The organism is Streptomyces adustus (assembly GCF_009377175.1).
Classification (GTDB): domain Bacteria; phylum Actinomycetota; class Actinomycetes; order Streptomycetales; family Streptomycetaceae; genus Streptomyces; species Streptomyces adustus.
Map to the genome: position 1 here is coordinate 57862 of NZ_VJZD01000002.1, position 15896 is coordinate 73757.

The 15896-nt window shown below is 72.2% G+C and carries 10 protein-coding genes; 6 read left to right on the top strand and 4 right to left on the bottom strand.

Annotation, left to right across the window (positions count from 1 at the left end; all coding sequences use genetic code 11):
* Positions 1-539 precede the first annotated feature (539 nt).
* Positions 540-3287, bottom strand: a complete 2748-nt coding sequence (gene ppdK, locus FNH09_RS01015; protein ID WP_162467947.1) for a pyruvate, phosphate dikinase — start codon at positions 3285-3287, stop codon at positions 540-542.
* A gap of 415 nt (positions 3288-3702) precedes the next feature.
* The gene (locus tag FNH09_RS01020) at positions 3703-4932 is read right to left on the bottom strand and encodes an ROK family protein (protein WP_152884067.1); all 1230 of its coding nucleotides are present in this window, start codon (positions 4930-4932) and stop codon (positions 3703-3705) included.
* 119 nt (positions 4933-5051) lie between these two features.
* Between FNH09_RS01020 and FNH09_RS01025 the strand changes: the two genes are divergently transcribed.
* The 3 genes from FNH09_RS01025 to FNH09_RS01035 all read left to right on the top strand — a co-directional run bounded on the left by FNH09_RS01025 (position 5052) and on the right by FNH09_RS01035 (position 10890).
* Entirely contained in the window at positions 5052-6524 is a 1473-nt protein-coding gene (locus tag FNH09_RS01025; protein WP_162467949.1) for an MGH1-like glycoside hydrolase domain-containing protein, read from the top strand.
* Positions 6521-8455, top strand: coding sequence for an amylo-alpha-1,6-glucosidase (locus FNH09_RS01030; RefSeq protein WP_152884069.1), 1935 nt, complete (start codon positions 6521-6523; stop codon positions 8453-8455). Before FNH09_RS01025 ends, FNH09_RS01030 begins: the two co-directional genes overlap by 4 nt.
* A gap of 764 nt (positions 8456-9219) precedes the next feature.
* Entirely contained in the window at positions 9220-10890 is a 1671-nt protein-coding gene (locus FNH09_RS01035) for an alkaline phosphatase family protein (RefSeq protein ID WP_338017426.1), read from the top strand.
* Here FNH09_RS01035 and dusB read toward each other — a convergent pair whose 3' ends face one another.
* Positions 10891-12033 carry a tRNA dihydrouridine synthase DusB gene (dusB, locus tag FNH09_RS01040; RefSeq protein WP_152884071.1) on the bottom strand — a complete coding sequence of 381 codons (1143 nt, stop codon included), beginning with the start codon at positions 12031-12033 and terminating at the stop codon, positions 10891-10893.
* 97 nt (positions 12034-12130) lie between these two features.
* Between dusB and FNH09_RS01045 the strand changes: the two genes are divergently transcribed.
* From FNH09_RS01045 to FNH09_RS01060, 3 genes are all read left to right on the top strand, one after another.
* Positions 12131-13579, top strand: coding sequence for an MFS transporter (locus tag FNH09_RS01045; protein ID WP_152884073.1), 1449 nt, complete (start codon positions 12131-12133; stop codon positions 13577-13579).
* A 302-nt stretch (positions 13580-13881) separates the two neighbouring features.
* Positions 13882-14097, top strand: a complete 216-nt coding sequence (locus FNH09_RS01055) for a hypothetical protein (RefSeq protein ID WP_338017423.1) — start codon at positions 13882-13884, stop codon at positions 14095-14097.
* A 61-nt stretch (positions 14098-14158) separates the two neighbouring features.
* Complete coding sequence (locus FNH09_RS01060) at positions 14159-15307, top strand: serine hydrolase domain-containing protein (protein WP_152884077.1); 1149 nt, start codon at positions 14159-14161, stop codon at positions 15305-15307.
* Here FNH09_RS01060 and FNH09_RS01065 read toward each other — a convergent pair whose 3' ends face one another.
* Positions 15308-15895, bottom strand: a complete 588-nt coding sequence (locus FNH09_RS01065; RefSeq protein WP_152884079.1) for a TetR/AcrR family transcriptional regulator — start codon at positions 15893-15895, stop codon at positions 15308-15310. It abuts the gene before it with no gap.
* Between the last annotated feature and the right edge of the window lies 1 nt (position 15896).

Sequence of the window (15896 nt, forward strand, 5' to 3'; positions counted from 1 at the left end):
TCGGATCGGCGACTGAACAGACCGTTGTCTGGACCGTCCGTCCCTGGGCCGTCGGAGAGCGGCCCACAGTGACCGACAACGGCCGTGGACGGCCGCTCGGTCACAGGCCGCCGGCACCGTGGTGTGGATCGTTCGAGGGCGGTCCGGCACCGCACCACTTCCTGGGCAACAAGCGGGATTCGAGTCCTGGCGTCGCCGCACGGACCCTTGGTCGCGCAGTCTCGCGATCAGCCTGGTGCCCCACGGTGCCTCCCCCTGGAACACCCCGTCTCAAGCGGTGCCGACGGGGACCGTGTACGGGACCCAGCCGCACCCGGAGGGCACAACGAGGGCACAACGGCCTCGCACGGACTCAACGGCAGCAAACGTCGGCCGACGCCGTTTCCCCTGGTCAGCGGCGTACCTTGAGAGTCGCCGCAGAAAATGCCCGAAGGGGCGGCACCCCCGCACAGGGTGTCGCCCCTTCTTCTTCGAGCACCGGGTCCGCCGCTCATCGGTGAGGGTCGGGGACGAGCGGCGGGCCCGGATCCGGGTCGGGGTCAGCGGTGGTCGCTGCCCGTCGACTGGGTGGCCGCGCGGCCCGCCTCCAGGCGGGCCACCGGGATGCGGAACGGGGAGCAGGAGACGTAGTCGAGTCCGACCTCGTGGAAGAAGTGGACCGACTCCGGGTCGCCGCCGTGCTCGCCGCAGACGCCGAGCTTGAGGTCGGGGCGGGTCTCACGGCCGGCCTTGGCCGCCGCCTTGACCAGCGAGCCGACGCCGTCCTTGTCGATCGTCTCGAAGGGGCTGACGCCGAAGATGCCCTTCTCCAGGTAGGCCGTGAAGAAGGAGGCCTCCACGTCGTCCCGGCTGAAGCCCCACACCGTCTGGGTGAGGTCGTTCGTGCCGAAGGAGAAGAACTCCGCCGCCTCGGCGATCTGGCCGGCGGTCAGCGCGGCGCGCGGCAGCTCGATCATGGTGCCGATGGCCAGCTTCAGCTCGACGCCGGTGGCGGCCTGCACCTCGGCGATGACCTGGTCGGCCTCCTCGCGGACGATCTCCAGCTCCTGGACCGTGCCGACCAGCGGGATCATGATCTCGGCGCGCGGGTCGCCCTTGGCGTTCCTGCGCTCGGCGGCCGCCTCGGCGATGGCCCGTACCTGCATGGTGAACAGGCCGGGGATGACCAGGCCGAGACGCACGCCGCGCAGGCCCAGCATCGGGTTCTGCTCGTGCAGCCGGTGGACGGCCTGGAGCAGGCGCAGCTCGTTCTCGTGCGGGTCCTTGCGGGCCTCGGCGAGCGCCACGCGCACCGAGAGCTCGGTGATGTCGGGCAGGAACTCGTGCAGCGGCGGGTCCAGGAGACGGATCGTCACCGGCAGGCCGTCCATCGCCTCGAACAGCTCGACGAAGTCCTGCTTCTGGAGCGGGAGCAGCTCCTTCAGGGACTCCTCGCGCTCGGCGTCCGTGTCGGCCAGGATCAGCCGCTCCACCAGCTCGCGCCGGTCGCCGAGGAACATGTGCTCGGTGCGGCACAGGCCGATGCCCTGGGCGCCGAACCGGCGGGCGCGCAGCGCGTCCTCGGCGTTGTCGGCGTTGGCGCGCACCCGCAGCCGGCGCTTGCGGTCGGCGAACGCCATGATCCGGTGCACGGCCTCGACCAGCTCGTCGGCGTCGTCGGCGCCCGCGTGCATCCGGCCCTCGAAGTACTCCACGACCGGGGACGGGACGACGGGCACCTCGCCGAGGTACACCTTGCCGCTGGAGCCGTCGATGGAGATGACGTCGCCCTCCTCGACGACGTGCCCGCCGGGGACCGTCATCCGGCGGCGCTTGGTGTCGACCTCCAGCTCCTCGGCGCCGCACACACAGGTCTTGCCCATGCCGCGCGCGACCACGGCCGCGTGGGAGGTCTTGCCGCCGCGCGAGGTGAGGATGCCCTCGGCCGCGATCATGCCGTCGAGGTCGTCGGGGTTGGTCTCGCGGCGGACCAGGATGACCTTCTCGCCCGAGCGGGACCACTTGACGGCGGTGTACGAGTCGAAGACCGCCTTGCCGACCGCCGCGCCCGGGGAGGCGGCGATGCCCCGGCCGACCTGCGCGGCCTTCGCGTTCTCGTCGAAGCGCGGGAACATCAGCTGGGCCAGCTGGGCGCCGGTGACCCGCTGGAGTGCCTCGGTCTCGTCGATGAGGCCCTGGTCGACCAGCTGGGTGGCGATCCGGAAGGCCGCGCCCGCGGTGCGCTTGCCGACGCGGGTCTGGAGCATCCACAGCTGGCCGCGCTCGATGGTGAACTCGATGTCGCAGAGATCCTTGTAGTGGTTCTCCAGGGTCTCCATGATCTGCATGAGCTGGTCGTACGACTTCTTGTCGATCGACTCCAGCTCGGCGAGCGGGACCGTGTTGCGGATACCGGCGACGACGTCCTCGCCCTGGGCGTTCTGGAGGTAGTCGCCGTAGACGCCCTGGTGACCGGAGGCGGGGTCGCGGGTGAAGGCGACACCGGTGCCGGAGTCGGGGCCCAGGTTGCCGAAGACCATCGAGCAGACGTTGACGGCCGTGCCCAGGTCGTGCGGGATGCGCTCCTGGCGGCGGTAGAGCTTGGCCCGGTCGCCGTTCCAGGAGTCGAAGACCGCCTTGATGGCGAGGTCCATCTGCTCGCGCGGGTCCTGCGGGAAGTCCCGGCCGGCCTCGGTCTTGACGATCCGCTTGAACCGGGTGACCAGCTTCTTCAGGTCCGCGGCCTCCAGCTCGGTGTCGACCGTGACCTTCTTGGCCTCCTTGGCCTTGTCCAGCGCGTCCTCGAAGAGCTCCCCGTCGACGCCGAGGACCGTCTTGCCGAACATCTGGATGAGGCGGCGGTAGGAGTCCCAGGCGAACCGCTCGTCGCCGGCCTGCTGGACCAGTCCCTGCACCGACTTGTCGGAGAGGCCGATGTTCAGGACGGTGTCCATCATGCCGGGCATGGAGAACTTCGCCCCGGAACGGACCGACACCAGGAGCGGGTCGTCGGCCTGGCCGAGCTTCTTGCCCATGGCCGCTTCGAGCGCTTCGAGGTGTGCACTCACCTCGTCACGCAGTGCCGCCGGCTCCTCGCCACTGTCGAGGTAGGTCTTGCAGGCCTCGGTGGTGATCGTGAAGCCCGGGGGGACCGGAAGGCCCAGGTTGGTCATCTCGGCGAGGTTGGCACCCTTGCCGCCGAGGAGGTCTTTGAGGTCCTTGTTGCCCTCGGTGAAGTCGTAGACGAACTTCACGGCCTCAACGCTGGTGGCGTCCTCGGCTACCTGGGGTTCTTTGTTTTCCGACACGGGTCTCGACTCCTCGAGGACGCGGTGGCTGCCCTGACGGGCAGGAACATACCCAGATCGAAGGCGCCTGGGTACGTCCACTTGTGCGTCATGCGCCTGTAACTCGACGTCCGCCAGCGGATCGAAAGTCAAAGCTTGGCAAGCGTCAAGCAGCTGATGTTTTCATTTCTTGAACACAACATGCGCCATAGGCAGACCATATCGCTCATGTGAGCATCTCTCGTCACGTCTGATTTCGATCGATGAACGATCAAGGGGTGGCACTGAGTGCCACCCCTTGGAGAAGTGCAGTCGCCCAAGATCTGCTCATGTGAGCGCAACCCTTATCAAGGGTGGCGAGAATCACGCTTTCACAGGAGACCGGTTTTCACCATGCGGACGGGCGTCCGGACACGAAACACCCTCGTCATCCGCCTCACACGCCGAGCGCCAGCAGCCGTTCCTCCACCCGCTCGGGCGCGTACAGGTGCTCGACGACCATCGCGGCGGCGCCCACCAGCCCGGCCCGCTCGCCGAGCGCCGAGGTCACCACGTCCAGCCGGGCCGTCGAGCGCGGCAGCGCCCGCTGGTACAGCAGTTCCCGCACCCCGGTGAGGAAGGGGGTTCCGGCCAGATCCCCGGCGATCATCAGCACACCGGGGTTGAACAGCGTCACGACGGTCGCCAGCACGTCCCCGACGCTGCGCCCGGCCTCGCGGGCCAGCGCCGCGGCCTCGGGGTGCCCGGCCGCGAGCAGGTCGCGCACGTCCGAGCCGGACGCGGCCGGCACTCCGGCCTCGGCGAGCCTGCGGGCCACCGCGCCACCGCTGGCGACCGCGGCCAGACAGCCGCGGGACCCGCACCGGCACAGCGCGTCGGCGCCCACCCGGATGTGCCCGATGTCGCCGGCGCCCCCGTCGATCCCGCGGTAGACCGAGCCGTCCACCACCATCCCGGCGCCTATGCCGGTCGACACCTTGACCAGCATGAACGCGGAGCAGTCCGGATGCCCGGTGCGCTGTTCGCCGTAGGCCATGAGGTTGGCGTCGTTGTCGACCAGGACCGGCACGCGCGGGGCGCCGGTGTGCTCGGTCAGGGCGCGGGACAGCCGGCCGCGTATGTCGTACCCGTCCCAGCCGGGCATGATCGGCGGCTGGACCACCCGGCCGGTCTCGGTGTCGACCGGGCCCGGCACCGCGAGGCCGATGCCGCACACCTCGCCGGCCGCGTGCCCCGCCTTGTCCAGCAGCTCCGCGAACCACCGGCCCAGTTCGCCCAGGACGGCGTCCGGGCCGTCCTCGACGACCAGCGTGCCGGAGTGCTCGGCGAGTATCTCGCCGGTGAGGGTGAGGACGGCGGCGCGCGCGTGCCGGGTGTCGAGGTCCCCGGCGAGGACGACCGCGTGGGCGTCGTCGAACTCCAGGGTGATGGAGGGGCGGCCGCCCAGCGGGGAGTCCACCGGACCGCCCGCGCCCTCGCGCAGCCAGCCCGCGCGAAAGAGCCGGTCGAGGCGCTGGCCGACGGTGGCCCGGGAGAGTCCGGTCACCTGCTGGAGGGCCCCGCGCGTGGTGGCCCGGCCCGTGCGCACCAGTTCGAGCAGGTCGCCGGCGCTCGCCTGACTCCCCGCCCTCGTGGCCCTTCCTGCTCTGCCCGGACGTCCGGTCATGCCCACCCCCTTGTGTTTCTCAAGCCTGCATTACATATTGAGTTTTGCGTGTTAAATAGACGTAACTCTACGGTAGCTACTACCGAACCGATCCGCCCTACGTCCGCGGGGAGCCCCGAGTGGATCGCACCGCCCAGCTGAGCGCCCGTCCCCTCCTGACGGGACGCGCCGTTGTATACGATCCGCCGGTCACGGCCGGTCCGCTGCACCTCAGGGCCGCACAGGTGCTGGAAGGCAACTGGACGGGAACATCCACGGTGCCCTCGCACAGCCTGTACCCGCACCAGTGGTCCTGGGACTCGGCGTTCATCGCGATCGGCCTGCGGCACGTCTCGCCGCTGCGGGCCCAGCGGGAGCTGGAGTCGCTGCTGGCCGCCCAGTGGGACGACGGGCGGGTCCCGCACATCGTCTTCAACCCCTCCGTACCGCTCGACGCGTACTTCCCCAGCCCCGACTTCTGGCGCTCCTCGACCGCGGGGCGCACCGCGGGCGCCCCGCGCACCGTACAGACCTCGGGCATCGTGCAGCCACCGGTGCACGCGCTGGCCGCGTGGCTGGTGCACTGCGCCGACCCGGTGCTGTCCCGGGCGCGCGGCTTCCTCACCCGGCTGCACCCGCGGCTGGCGGCCTGGCACCGCTATCTCCTGCACCGCCGGGACCTGGGCGGCGGCGGGCTCGCCTCCGTCGTCCACCCCTGGGAGCAGGGCATGGACAACAGCCCCTGCTGGGACGCCCCGCTCGCCCGGATCGCCCCGGCCCCGGCCCGCTCCTTCCGCCGCGCCGACCTCGACCACGGCGCCGCCGAGGACCGGCCCACGGACCTGGACTACGGGCGGTACGTGCGGCTGGCGACGGACTACCGGGACCGGGGCTACGACGACAACCCGGGCACCCCGGCCGATTCCGGGGGCGGCCGGGGGACCGGTGACTTCGCCGTGGAGGACCCGGCCTTCAACGCCCTGCTGATCGCCTCCGAGTTCGCGCTGGCGCGCATCGCGCACGAGCTCGGCGCGACCGGCACCGCCCGCCGTGCGCGCGCACAGCGGCTGACGACGGCGCTGGTGGAGCGGCTGTGGGACCCGGCGGAGGGCATGTTCCTCTGCCGGGACGTCCGCGCGGGCCGGCCGATCCCCGAACGCAGCGTCTCCGGCCTGGTCCCGCTGCTGCTGCCCGGCCTCCCGCGCGACATCGTCACCGCGCTCGTGCGCACCCTCGGCGGGCCCCACTTCGGACTGGGCGACAGCACCCGGCTGGTCCCGAGCTACGACCTGCTCGGCGAGGCCTTCGACCCGCACCGCTACTGGCGGGGGCCCGCCTGGTTCAACACCGCCTGGCTGCTGGAGCGCGGGCTGCGGCTGCACGGGGAACAGACCCGGGCCGAGGCACTGCGCACGGCGGCCCTGGAGACCGCCGACGCGACCGGGTTCGCGGAGTACGTGGACCCGTACACCGGCGAGGCGTGCGGCGCGACCGGCTTCAGCTGGACCGCGGCGCTCACGCTCGACCTGCTCCACGAGCCCGTCGGGCACGGCGTGTCCGTCCCGGGCATCGGCACGTTCGACATGAGGGACAAGGGAGGGGACCGAGGATGACGGACCGGCTTCATCTGCTCGTGTACGGCGGCACGTTCGCCGTCGTGGGCGACGGTGGGGACATCAGCGGCGTACGCGGCGGCTCCCCCGACGGGCTGTTCCTGCGCGACGCCCGGCACCTCAGCCGCTGGCAGCTGACGGTCGACGGCGCGGTGCCCGAGGCACTGTCGCCGGTCGCGGACGGGGACACCGCGCGCTGTGTCCTGGTGCCGCGCGGCGGGCGCGCCGACACGCCCGCGTACACGCTCTTCCGTGAACAGGCCGTGGGCGACGGCTCGTTCGTCGAGACGCTGCGGGTCACCAGCAACCGGCCGGTGCCCACCACCGTCCGGCTGGGGGTCACCGCGGACGCCGACTTCACCGACCAGTTCGAGCTGCGCTCCGACCACCGCACCTACGCCAAGCCCGGGGCGACCCGCTCCCGGCAGGTCCTCGACGACGGGGTGGAGTTCACCTACCGGCGCGGGGAGTGGCGCTCCTGTACGACGGTGACGGCCGAGCCCGTGCCAGACGGCGTCGAGGAGACCGGCACCGGGGCCCGGCGGCTGGTGTGGACCCTGGAGCTGGAGCCGCACGGCACGGCGGAACTGACCCTGCGGGTGATGGCCCGTCCGCACGGCGAGAAGCGGGCCCTGCGGGTGCCGCGCTCGCCCGCCGCCCTCACCGAGCAGCTCATCGCCCTGGAGGGCACCTTCGTGGAGGGCGTGGCCTTCCCGACCGGCTGGCCGGAGCTGGCGGCGGCGTGCGCCCGCGGCCTGGCCGACCTCGCCTCGCTCCAGGTGCCGGCGACCGGCCCGGACGGCGAGGAGCTGCGGGTGCCCGCGGCGGGCGCCCCGTGGTTCCTGGCCCTGCTCGGCCGCGACGCCCTGCTGACCTCGCTGTTCGCCCTGCCCTACCGTCCCGGGCTGGCCGCGGACACGCTCCGGGCGCTCGCCGCGGCCCAGGCCACGGACACCGAGGCGGCGCAGGTGTCGCAGCCCGGCAAGATCGTGCACGAGCTGCGGCACGGCGAACTGGCCCACTTCGGGCAGGTCCCGTACGGCCGTTACTACGGTTCGGTCGACGCGACGCCGCTGTTCCTCGTCCTGCTCGGCGCGTACGTCGAGCACACCGGGGACGTCGCCCTGGCCCGGCGCCTGGAGTCGCACGCCCGCGCGGCGGTCGGCTGGATGCTGGACCACGGCGGACTGACCTCCCGCGGCTATCTCGTCTACCGCGCCGACCAGGGCGGCCTGGCCAACCAGAACTGGAAGGACTCCCCCGGCGCCATCTGTCACGCCGACGGCACCCGCGCCCGCGGCACGGTGACGGCGGCCGGGGCCCAGGGCTACGCCTACGACGCCCTGCGCCGTACGGCCTGGGTCGCGCGCGCCGCCTGGGCGGACGAGGTCTACGCGGCCCTGCTGGAACAGGCGGCCGCCGATCTGCGCGACCGCTTCCAGCGGGACTTCTGGATGCGCGAGCGCTCCTTCCCGGCGCTGGCCCTGGACGGCGAGGGCCGTCAGGTCGACGCGCTGGCCTCGGACGCGGGGCATCTGCTGTGGTCGGGCCTGCTGGACAAGGAGTACGGGAAGGCCGTCGGCCGGCGGCTGCTCGAACCGGACTTCTTCTCCGGCTGGGGCGTACGCACCCTCGCCTCCGGGCAGCCGGCCTACCACCCCCTGTCGTACCACCGCGGCTCGGTCTGGCCGCACGACAACGCGTTGATCACCCTGGGGCTGGCCCGCTACGGACTGCACGACGAGGCCCGTACGGTCGCCCACGGCCTGGTGGACGCGGCCACCGCGACCGGGCACCGTCTTCCCGAGGTGCTCGCGGGCTACGGCCGCGAGAGCCACGGGGAGCCGGTCCCCTACCCGCACGCGTGTGTACGGGAGTCCCGGTCGGCGGCGGCCCCGCTGGCCCTGCTCACCGCGGTCGGCGGCGCGTAGGCCCGGCCCGTCCTGTGGGATGTTGACGAGGCGTTTGCCGGGTGTTTGCCCTGGCTCGTGAACGGACACCGAGGGCAGACCGTACGGGATGACGGCGGGCCAGGCCTCCCCACCACGGCCCGCCGCTCCCTCACGCGCCTCGCACGGAAGGACCTCCGTTGTCCCAGCACACGAGCACCCGTCAGGAACCGGACGCGGCAGGCGTTGCCGCGGACGGACTCCTGACCCCGGACATCGACGAGGGGTCGTCTGCCACGGCGGAGAGCGAGCCCGCGCGACGGGTCACGTCCCCGGACACGGAACCGGCGGCCACCGGGGAAGCGGGCGAGGCGGTGGAGTCCGGGGCCGGTCGGAAGGCCGACACCGGAGCCGGAGCCGAAGCCGAAGCCGACATCGAAGCCGGTCGGCAGGCCGGGGAAACGGCCCGGGAAACGGTCCGGGAGGGCGAACCGGCGGCGGCCGACGCCGACGCCGTCACCGAAACCGACACGGCCACCGAAGCCGGCACCGAAACCCGAGCCGCTTCGCAGGACGCGCCCGCGGCCGCGTCCGACGGCGACGACGCCGAGACCGTGGCCTCGGGCGAAACCGCACCCGAAGCCGAGACCAAGACCGAAGCCACCGCCGGCGCCGACGCCGACGCCGACGGCGAGACTGAAGCCGAGACTGAAGCCGAAGCCTCCGCCGACGCCGAGACTGAAGCCAAGACTGAAGCCGAAGCCTCCGCCGAAGGCACCCCCGGCGCGCCGCCCGCCCGCTCCGGGATCCGTGGCCGGTGGCGGGGCTGGCGGGAGGGGCATCCGGGCGTCTCCCGGGGGCTCTCCGTCGCCGCCACCGTCCTCGCCGCGCTCCTCGTGCACGTCTGCCTCCAGATGCCGAGCACGCTCTCGACCCTGCGGCTCCAGGAGTTCCTGCGGCTGCCGGCCGAGGCGGTGATGGTGGCCGTCGTGCTGCTCAGCCTGCCGCGCCGGGCACGGCTGGTGGTGTCCGCGGTCCTCGGAGCGCTGCTCGGTGCCCTGACCGTGCTGAACATGCTGGACATGGGGTACAACGACTACCTCGGCCGGCGCTTCAACATCGTCCTCGACTGGGGCCTGCTCGCCGACGCCCAGTCGTATCTGAAGGACTCGCTCGGCGGGACGGTCACCCTGGCCCTCACCGTCGGTGTCGTCGTCGTGGTGATCCTCCTGCTCGTCCTGATGGCGCTGGCCCTGGTCCGGCTGGGCAACCTGCTGGACCGGCACCGCGCCCGGGCGACCCGGGCCACGCTCCTGGTCGGCACCGCCTGGATCACCTGCACCGCGCTCGGCCTGGAGGTCGGGGGCGTGCCCGTCGCCGCGGAGCACACGGCCGGCGTCGTCAAGTTCCAGGTGGAGACGGTGCGGCAGACCCTGCACGACGAGGCGGCGTTCCGGAAGGAGGCCGGGCAGGACACCTTCGGCAACACCCCGGCCGACCAGCTCGTGCCGGACCTGCGCGGCAAGGACATGATCTTCACGTTCATCGAGAGCTACGGCCGCAGCGCGATCGAGGACCCGATCATGGCGCCCGGGGTCGACCGGACGCTCGCGGACAGCACCGCGGCGCTGGCGAAGGCGGGCTTCCACGCCAAGAGCGGCTGGCTGACCTCGGCGACCTACGGCGGCAGCAGCTGGCTCGGCCACTCCACCACCCTGTCGGGCCTGTGGGTCGACAACCAGCAGCGCTACCGGACCGTCATGTCCAGCGACCACCTCAGCCTCACCAAGGCCTTCAAGAAGACCGGCGCCTGGGACACCGTCGGGGTCATGCCGGGCGTCCAGAAGGCCTGGCCCGAGCAGAAGTACTACGGCCTCGACAAGGTCTACAACGCCTTCCAGATGGGCTACCAGGGCCCGAAGTTCAGCTGGTCCACGATGCCCGACCAGTACGCGCTGGAGGCGTTCCAGCGGCTGGAGCACAGCCAGCAGCGCGACAAGCCGCTGATGTCGGAGATCATCCTGACGTCCAGCCACCAGCCCTGGGCGCCCATCCCGAAGATGGTCGACTGGGACACCATCGGCGACGGCTCGGTCTTCGAGGGCATCGAGAAGGCGGGCAACAACCCGGCGGACATCATCGCCGACTCCACCCGGTCCCGGGAGGAGTACGGCAAGTCGGTCCAGTACTCGGTGACCGCCCTCACCCAGTGGCTGGAGCGCTACGGCACCGACGACACCGTGCTGGTCTTCCTCGGCGACCACCAGCCGATCGCCCGGGTCAGCGGCAACCACGCCAGCCGTGACGTGCCGATCTCGATCGTCGCCAAGGACCCGAAGGTCCTCGACAGGATCGCCGACTGGAACTGGACGGACGGTCTGCGTCCCGCGCACAACGCGCCGGTGTGGAAGATGAACCTGTTCCGCGACCGGTTCCTGACGGCGTACGGCTCGACCCCGCACCCCTCCGGGAGCTGATCAGCCCCCGGAGGTGTCCAGCTCCGCGTCCTCGCCGACGCCCGCGCAGTCGTAGGGGTCCTTCAGCCAGCCGTCCGGCAGCACCACACGGTTGTTGCCGGACGTGCGGCCGCGGGGCCCGTCGGCGCCGACCGGCCAGGGCTGGTCGAGGTCCAGCTCGTCCAGCCCGGCCCGCAGCTCCTCCAGGGAGGACGTGATGGCGAGCCGCTTGCGCATCTCGGAGCCCACCGAGAAGCCCTTGAGGTACCAGGCGACGTGCTTGCGGAAGTCGACGACCCCGCGGGACTCGTCGCCGATCCACTCGCCGAGCAGGGTGGCGTGCCGCACCATGACGTCGGCGACCTGGCGCAGGGTGGGGCGCGCGATGTCGTCGGTCCGCCCCTCGAAGGCGGCCACCAGGTCCGCGAACAGCCACGGGCGGCCGAGGCAGCCGCGGCCCACGACCACTCCGTCGCAGCCCGTCTCGCGCACCATCCGCAGCGCGTCCTCGGCCGACCAGATGTCGCCGTTGCCGAGCACCGGGATCTCCGGCACGTGCTCCTTGAGGCGCGCGATGGCCTCCCAGTCGGCGGTGCCGCCGTAGTGCTGCGCGGCCGTGCGGCCGTGCAGTGCGATGGAGGTCACGCCCTCCTCGACCGCGATCCGTCCGGCGTCGAGGTAGGTGATGTGGTCGTCGTCGATGCCCTTGCGCATCTTCATGGTGACGGGGAGGTCCCCGGCGCCGCTGACCGCCTCGCGCAGGATCGAGCGCAGCAGGTTGCGCTTGTAGGGCAGGGCGGAGCCGCCGCCCTTGCGCGTCACCTTCGGGACCGGGCAGCCGAAGTTCAGGTCGATGTGGTCGGCGAGGTCCTCCTCCGCGATCATGCGGACGGCCTTGCCGACGGTGGCCGGGTCGACGCCGTACAGCTGGATCGAGCGCGGCTTCTCGGTCGCGTCGAAGTGGATCAGCTGCATGGTCTTCTCGTTGCGTTCGACCAGCGCCCGGGTGGTGATCATCTCGCTCACGAACAGCCCCTTGCCGCCGCTGAACTCCCTGCACAGGGTGCGGAAGGGCGCGTTGGTGATGCCGGCCATGGGGGCCAGCACGACGGGCGGCCGGACGGTGTGCGGGCCGATCTGCAAGGGGGATGCGGGCGTGGGCATTACCCCATTGTCGCGTATCGGCCGTCGTGCCCCCGGCAAAGATCGTGTAATGGTAATTAGTTAGACGCACTATTGAAGTCGGCGTACGATGGAACGCATGCCCGAGCTCAGCCCCCGGCGGCGTCAACTCGTCCTCGCGATCTGCTGCATGAGCCTGCTGATCGTGAGCCTGGACGTCACCGCACTGAACGTCGCCCTGCCGTCGATGCAGCGCGAACTCCATGCCGAGACCTCCGGTCTGCAATGGACGATCGACGCCTACACCCTGGTGCTGGCCTCGCTGCTGATGCTCGCCGGCTCCACGGCCGACCGGATCGGCCGCAAGAAGGTCTTCATGGCGGGCCTGACCGTGTTCTCCGTCGGCTCGCTGCTGTGCTCCCTGGCGCCCAGCCTCGACCTGCTGATCGTGTTCCGGATGATCCAGGCCGTCGGCGGCTCCATGCTCAACCCGGTCGCCATGTCGATCATCACCAACACCTTCACGGCCCCGCGCGAGCGGGCCCGGGCGATCGGCGTCTGGGGCGCCGTCGTCGGCATCTCGATGGCGGCCGGTCCCCTGGTGGGCGGGCTGCTGGTGGAGTCGGACGGCTGGCGGGCGATCTTCTGGGTCAACCTGCCCGTCGGGCTCGCCGCGCTGCTGCTGACCCTCCGCTTCGTCCCCGAGTCCCGCGCGCCGAAGCCCCGCCGCCCCGACCCCGTCGGCCAGCTGCTGGTGATCGCGCTGTTCGGCTCGCTGACGTACGCGATCATCGAGGCGCCGGCCGCGGGCGCCGCCTCGGTCCTGCCGTTCGCGCTGCTGGCCCTCGTGGCCCTGGCCGGGCTGCTGTGGTACGAGCCCCGGCGCGCCGAACCCCTCATCGACCTGCGCTTCTTCCGGTCCGCGCCGTTCAGCGGGGCGACGGTCGTCGCGGTCAGCGCGTTCGCCGCGCTCGGCGGCTTCCTGTTCCTGTCGACCCTGTACCTCCAGAACGTACGCGGCCTCGACGCGCTGCACGCGGGCCTGTGGATGCTGCCCACGGCGGTGCCGATGTTCCTGTGCGCGCCGCTGTCCGGACGGCTCGTGGGCAGCCGGGGCCCCCGGCTGCCGCTGCTGATCGCGGGCCTGACGATGACGGCGAGCGGCGTGCTGTTCGCGGCCTTCGAGGCGGAGACGTCGAACGTCACGCTGTTCGCCGGGTACGTCCTGTTCGGCATCGGCTTCGGCTTCGTCAACGCGCCCATCACCAACACCGCGGTGTCCGGCATGCCGCGCAGCCAGGCCGGCGTGGCCGCCGCCGTGGCCTCCACCAGCCGCCAGCTCGGGCAGACGCTCGGCGTCGCGGTGGTCGGGGCGGTGCTGGCCTCGGGCGTGGGCGCGTCGCCGTACGCGCGGGTGTTCGTGTCGGCCGCGCGGCCCGCGTGGTGGATCCTCGCCGGATGCGGCTTCGTCGTGCTGGCACTGGGCGTGCTGACCAGCGGACGGTGGGCCCGGCGCACCGCCGAGCGGACGGCCGAGCGGCTGGAGACCGTGGAGCCGCGGGACGTGGTGGGCGCGGCCGGCCGCTAGGGCCTGTCTGACAATTCGCGTCGTCGCCCGAAGGGCGGCCCGGCGGCGTCAGGTGCGTGCTCTCGGCGTGCCGGCCCCAGGCCTGCGTACTGGATGTACTCGGGTCTGGGGCCGGTGCGGCGAGAGGGCGTGCATGGCGCCGCCGGGCAGACGGGAATTGTCAGACAGGCCCTAGGCCCTGTCCGGCGGCGGGGTGAGGGCACGGCTTGGCCAACTCGCCGTGAAGAAACCCTGTTGATGTTGGTCATGCTGCACACTCCTTGCGGGCCGGGGTTCGCCCGGACGAGACCGCTGGAGGCGTCGTGCCGATCAACGCGAGCAAGGTGACCCGCTGGGACCAGCACGGGCGTGAGCATGTGGTCACGGTGCAGCGCTCCGGCGTGCAGCGCACGATCAGCTGCGACACGTGCGGCTGGCGGCAGAGCACGCAGTTCCTGCCCTGGCTGAAGGCGCAGGAGCACCTGGCCGAGGCCCACCAGGCCACCGTCGACCCGAGCGAGGCGCAGACGTCGCGATGACTTCCCGGAGCGCGGGCAGTCGTACCCCTACGACGCTCCCGCCCCCGTCGGAAGGCCTGCCATGAGCGCTCTGTACGACACCCTGCGAAGGTACGCGAAGAACGGGACGGTGCCCGGAGCCGTCGGGCTGGTGGCCCGCGGCGACGACGTCGAGGTGGTGACGGTCGGCTCCGCGGACGCCGAGGGCACCACCCCGATGGCCCGTGACTCGATCTTCCGTATCGCCTCGATCACCAAGCCGATCACGGCGGCGGCGGTGCTGATGCTGGTGGAGGACGGCCGGATCGGCCTGGACTCCCCGGTCGAGAAGTGGCTGCCGGAACTGTCCTCGCCGATGGCCGTACGCACCCCGGCGAGCCCCGTCGAGGACGTGGTGCCCGCCGCCCGCCCCATCACGGTCGAGGACCTGCTGAGCTTCCGGGCGGGCTGGGGCTTCCCGGCGGACTTCTCGCTGCCCGCGGTCCAGGCGCTGTTCGAGGTGCAGAAGGACGGCCGCTTCCCGCAGGCGTGCCCGCCCCCGGACGCCTGGGTGGCCGCGCTCGCCGAGGTGCCGCTGCTGCACCAGCCGGGCGAGGCCTGGCTGTACCACACCTGCTCCGACCTCCAGGGCGTGCTGGTCGCCCGTGCCTCGGGCGGCACGCTGCCCGACTTCCTGACGGAGCGGATCTTCGAGCCGCTGGGGATGCGGGACACGGCGTTCGAGGTACCGGCCGAGCGGCGCCACCGCTTCACCACGGCCTACCAGCCCGGTCCGGACGGCACCCTCGTCCTGGCGGACCCCCCGGACGGCGCGTGGAGCCGGGTGCCCGCGTTCCCGTCGGGCGGCGGCGGGCTCACCGCCACGGCCGACGACTGGCTGGCCTTCGCCCGGATGCTGCTGGCGGGCGGCGTGGCGAACGGCCGCCGGCTGCTCTCCCCCACCTCGGTGAGCCGGATGACCACCAACCACCTGACCGCGGGGCAGCGCGAGGCCGGCACCCTCTTCCTGGAGGGCCAGGGCTGGGGCTACGGCGGCCAGGTCGACGTCGCCCCCCTCGACCCGTGGAACGTGCCCGGCCGCTACGGCTGGGTCGGCGGCACCGGCACCACGGCCCATGTCGTCCCGGCGACGGGCACGGTCACCGTGCTGCTGACCCAGGTGGCGATGACCGGCCCGACGCCCACGCCGCTGATGCGGGACTTCTGGCGGTGCACGGCGGGCGCCAGGTAGTCACCCGCGCAGGCCGCGCACCAGCAGGTCGACCAGCGAGGCGAAGTCCGCCTGCGCCTCCGGCCGGGTCCACACCCGGGCGTATCCCGGGTCGTGGAAGCGGCCGGAGGCCTGGAAGACGGCGCGGGCCGCGGCGGCCGGGTCGGGGACGGCGAAGGTCCCGGTCCCGACCCCCTCCTCGACGATCCGGGTCAGCTGGCCGATCAGGTCGGCGATGTGCGCGGCGACCGCCTCGGCGCTCTCGGCGGCCAGCACCCGGTACGTGGCGAACAGCTCCGGGTCGTCGCCCGCCTTGCGGCGCTTGGCGTCGAACAGGGAGCGCAGCCAGTCGCGCAGCCTGGCCTCGGGGTCGCCGGGGCCGGACGCGAAGGCGGCGAGGCCCTCGGCGGTACGGTCCAGCCACCGTTTGGTGACCGCCTCGCGCAGCGCGGCCTTGGTGCGGAAGTGGCGGTAGACGCTGCCGTGGCTGACGCCGAGCGCGCGGGCCACGTCCACCACGGTCGCCTTCGCCGGGCCGTGGCGGCGCAGTACCTCCTCGGTCGCCTCCAGGATGCGTTCGGCGGTCAGGGTCTCGGTGCTGGGTGCCATG

Bases quoted from the DNA above. Each gene is read 5' to 3' on its own strand.
- FNH09_RS01020 (WP_152884067.1), bottom strand. From the start codon at position 4,932: ATGACCGGACGTCCGGGCAGAGCAGGAAGGGCCACGAGGGCGGGGAGT.
- FNH09_RS01030 (WP_152884069.1), top strand. From the start codon at position 6,521: ATGACGGACCGGCTTCATCTGCTCGTGTACGGCGGCACGTTCGCCGTC.
- dusB (WP_152884071.1), bottom strand. From the start codon at position 12,033: ATGCCCACGCCCGCATCCCCCTTGCAGATCGGCCCGCACACCGTCCGG.
- FNH09_RS01045 (WP_152884073.1), top strand. From the start codon at position 12,131: ATGCCCGAGCTCAGCCCCCGGCGGCGTCAACTCGTCCTCGCGATCTGC.
- FNH09_RS01060 (WP_152884077.1), top strand. From the start codon at position 14,159: ATGAGCGCTCTGTACGACACCCTGCGAAGGTACGCGAAGAACGGGACG.
- FNH09_RS01065 (WP_152884079.1), bottom strand. From the start codon at position 15,895: ATGGCACCCAGCACCGAGACCCTGACCGCCGAACGCATCCTGGAGGCG.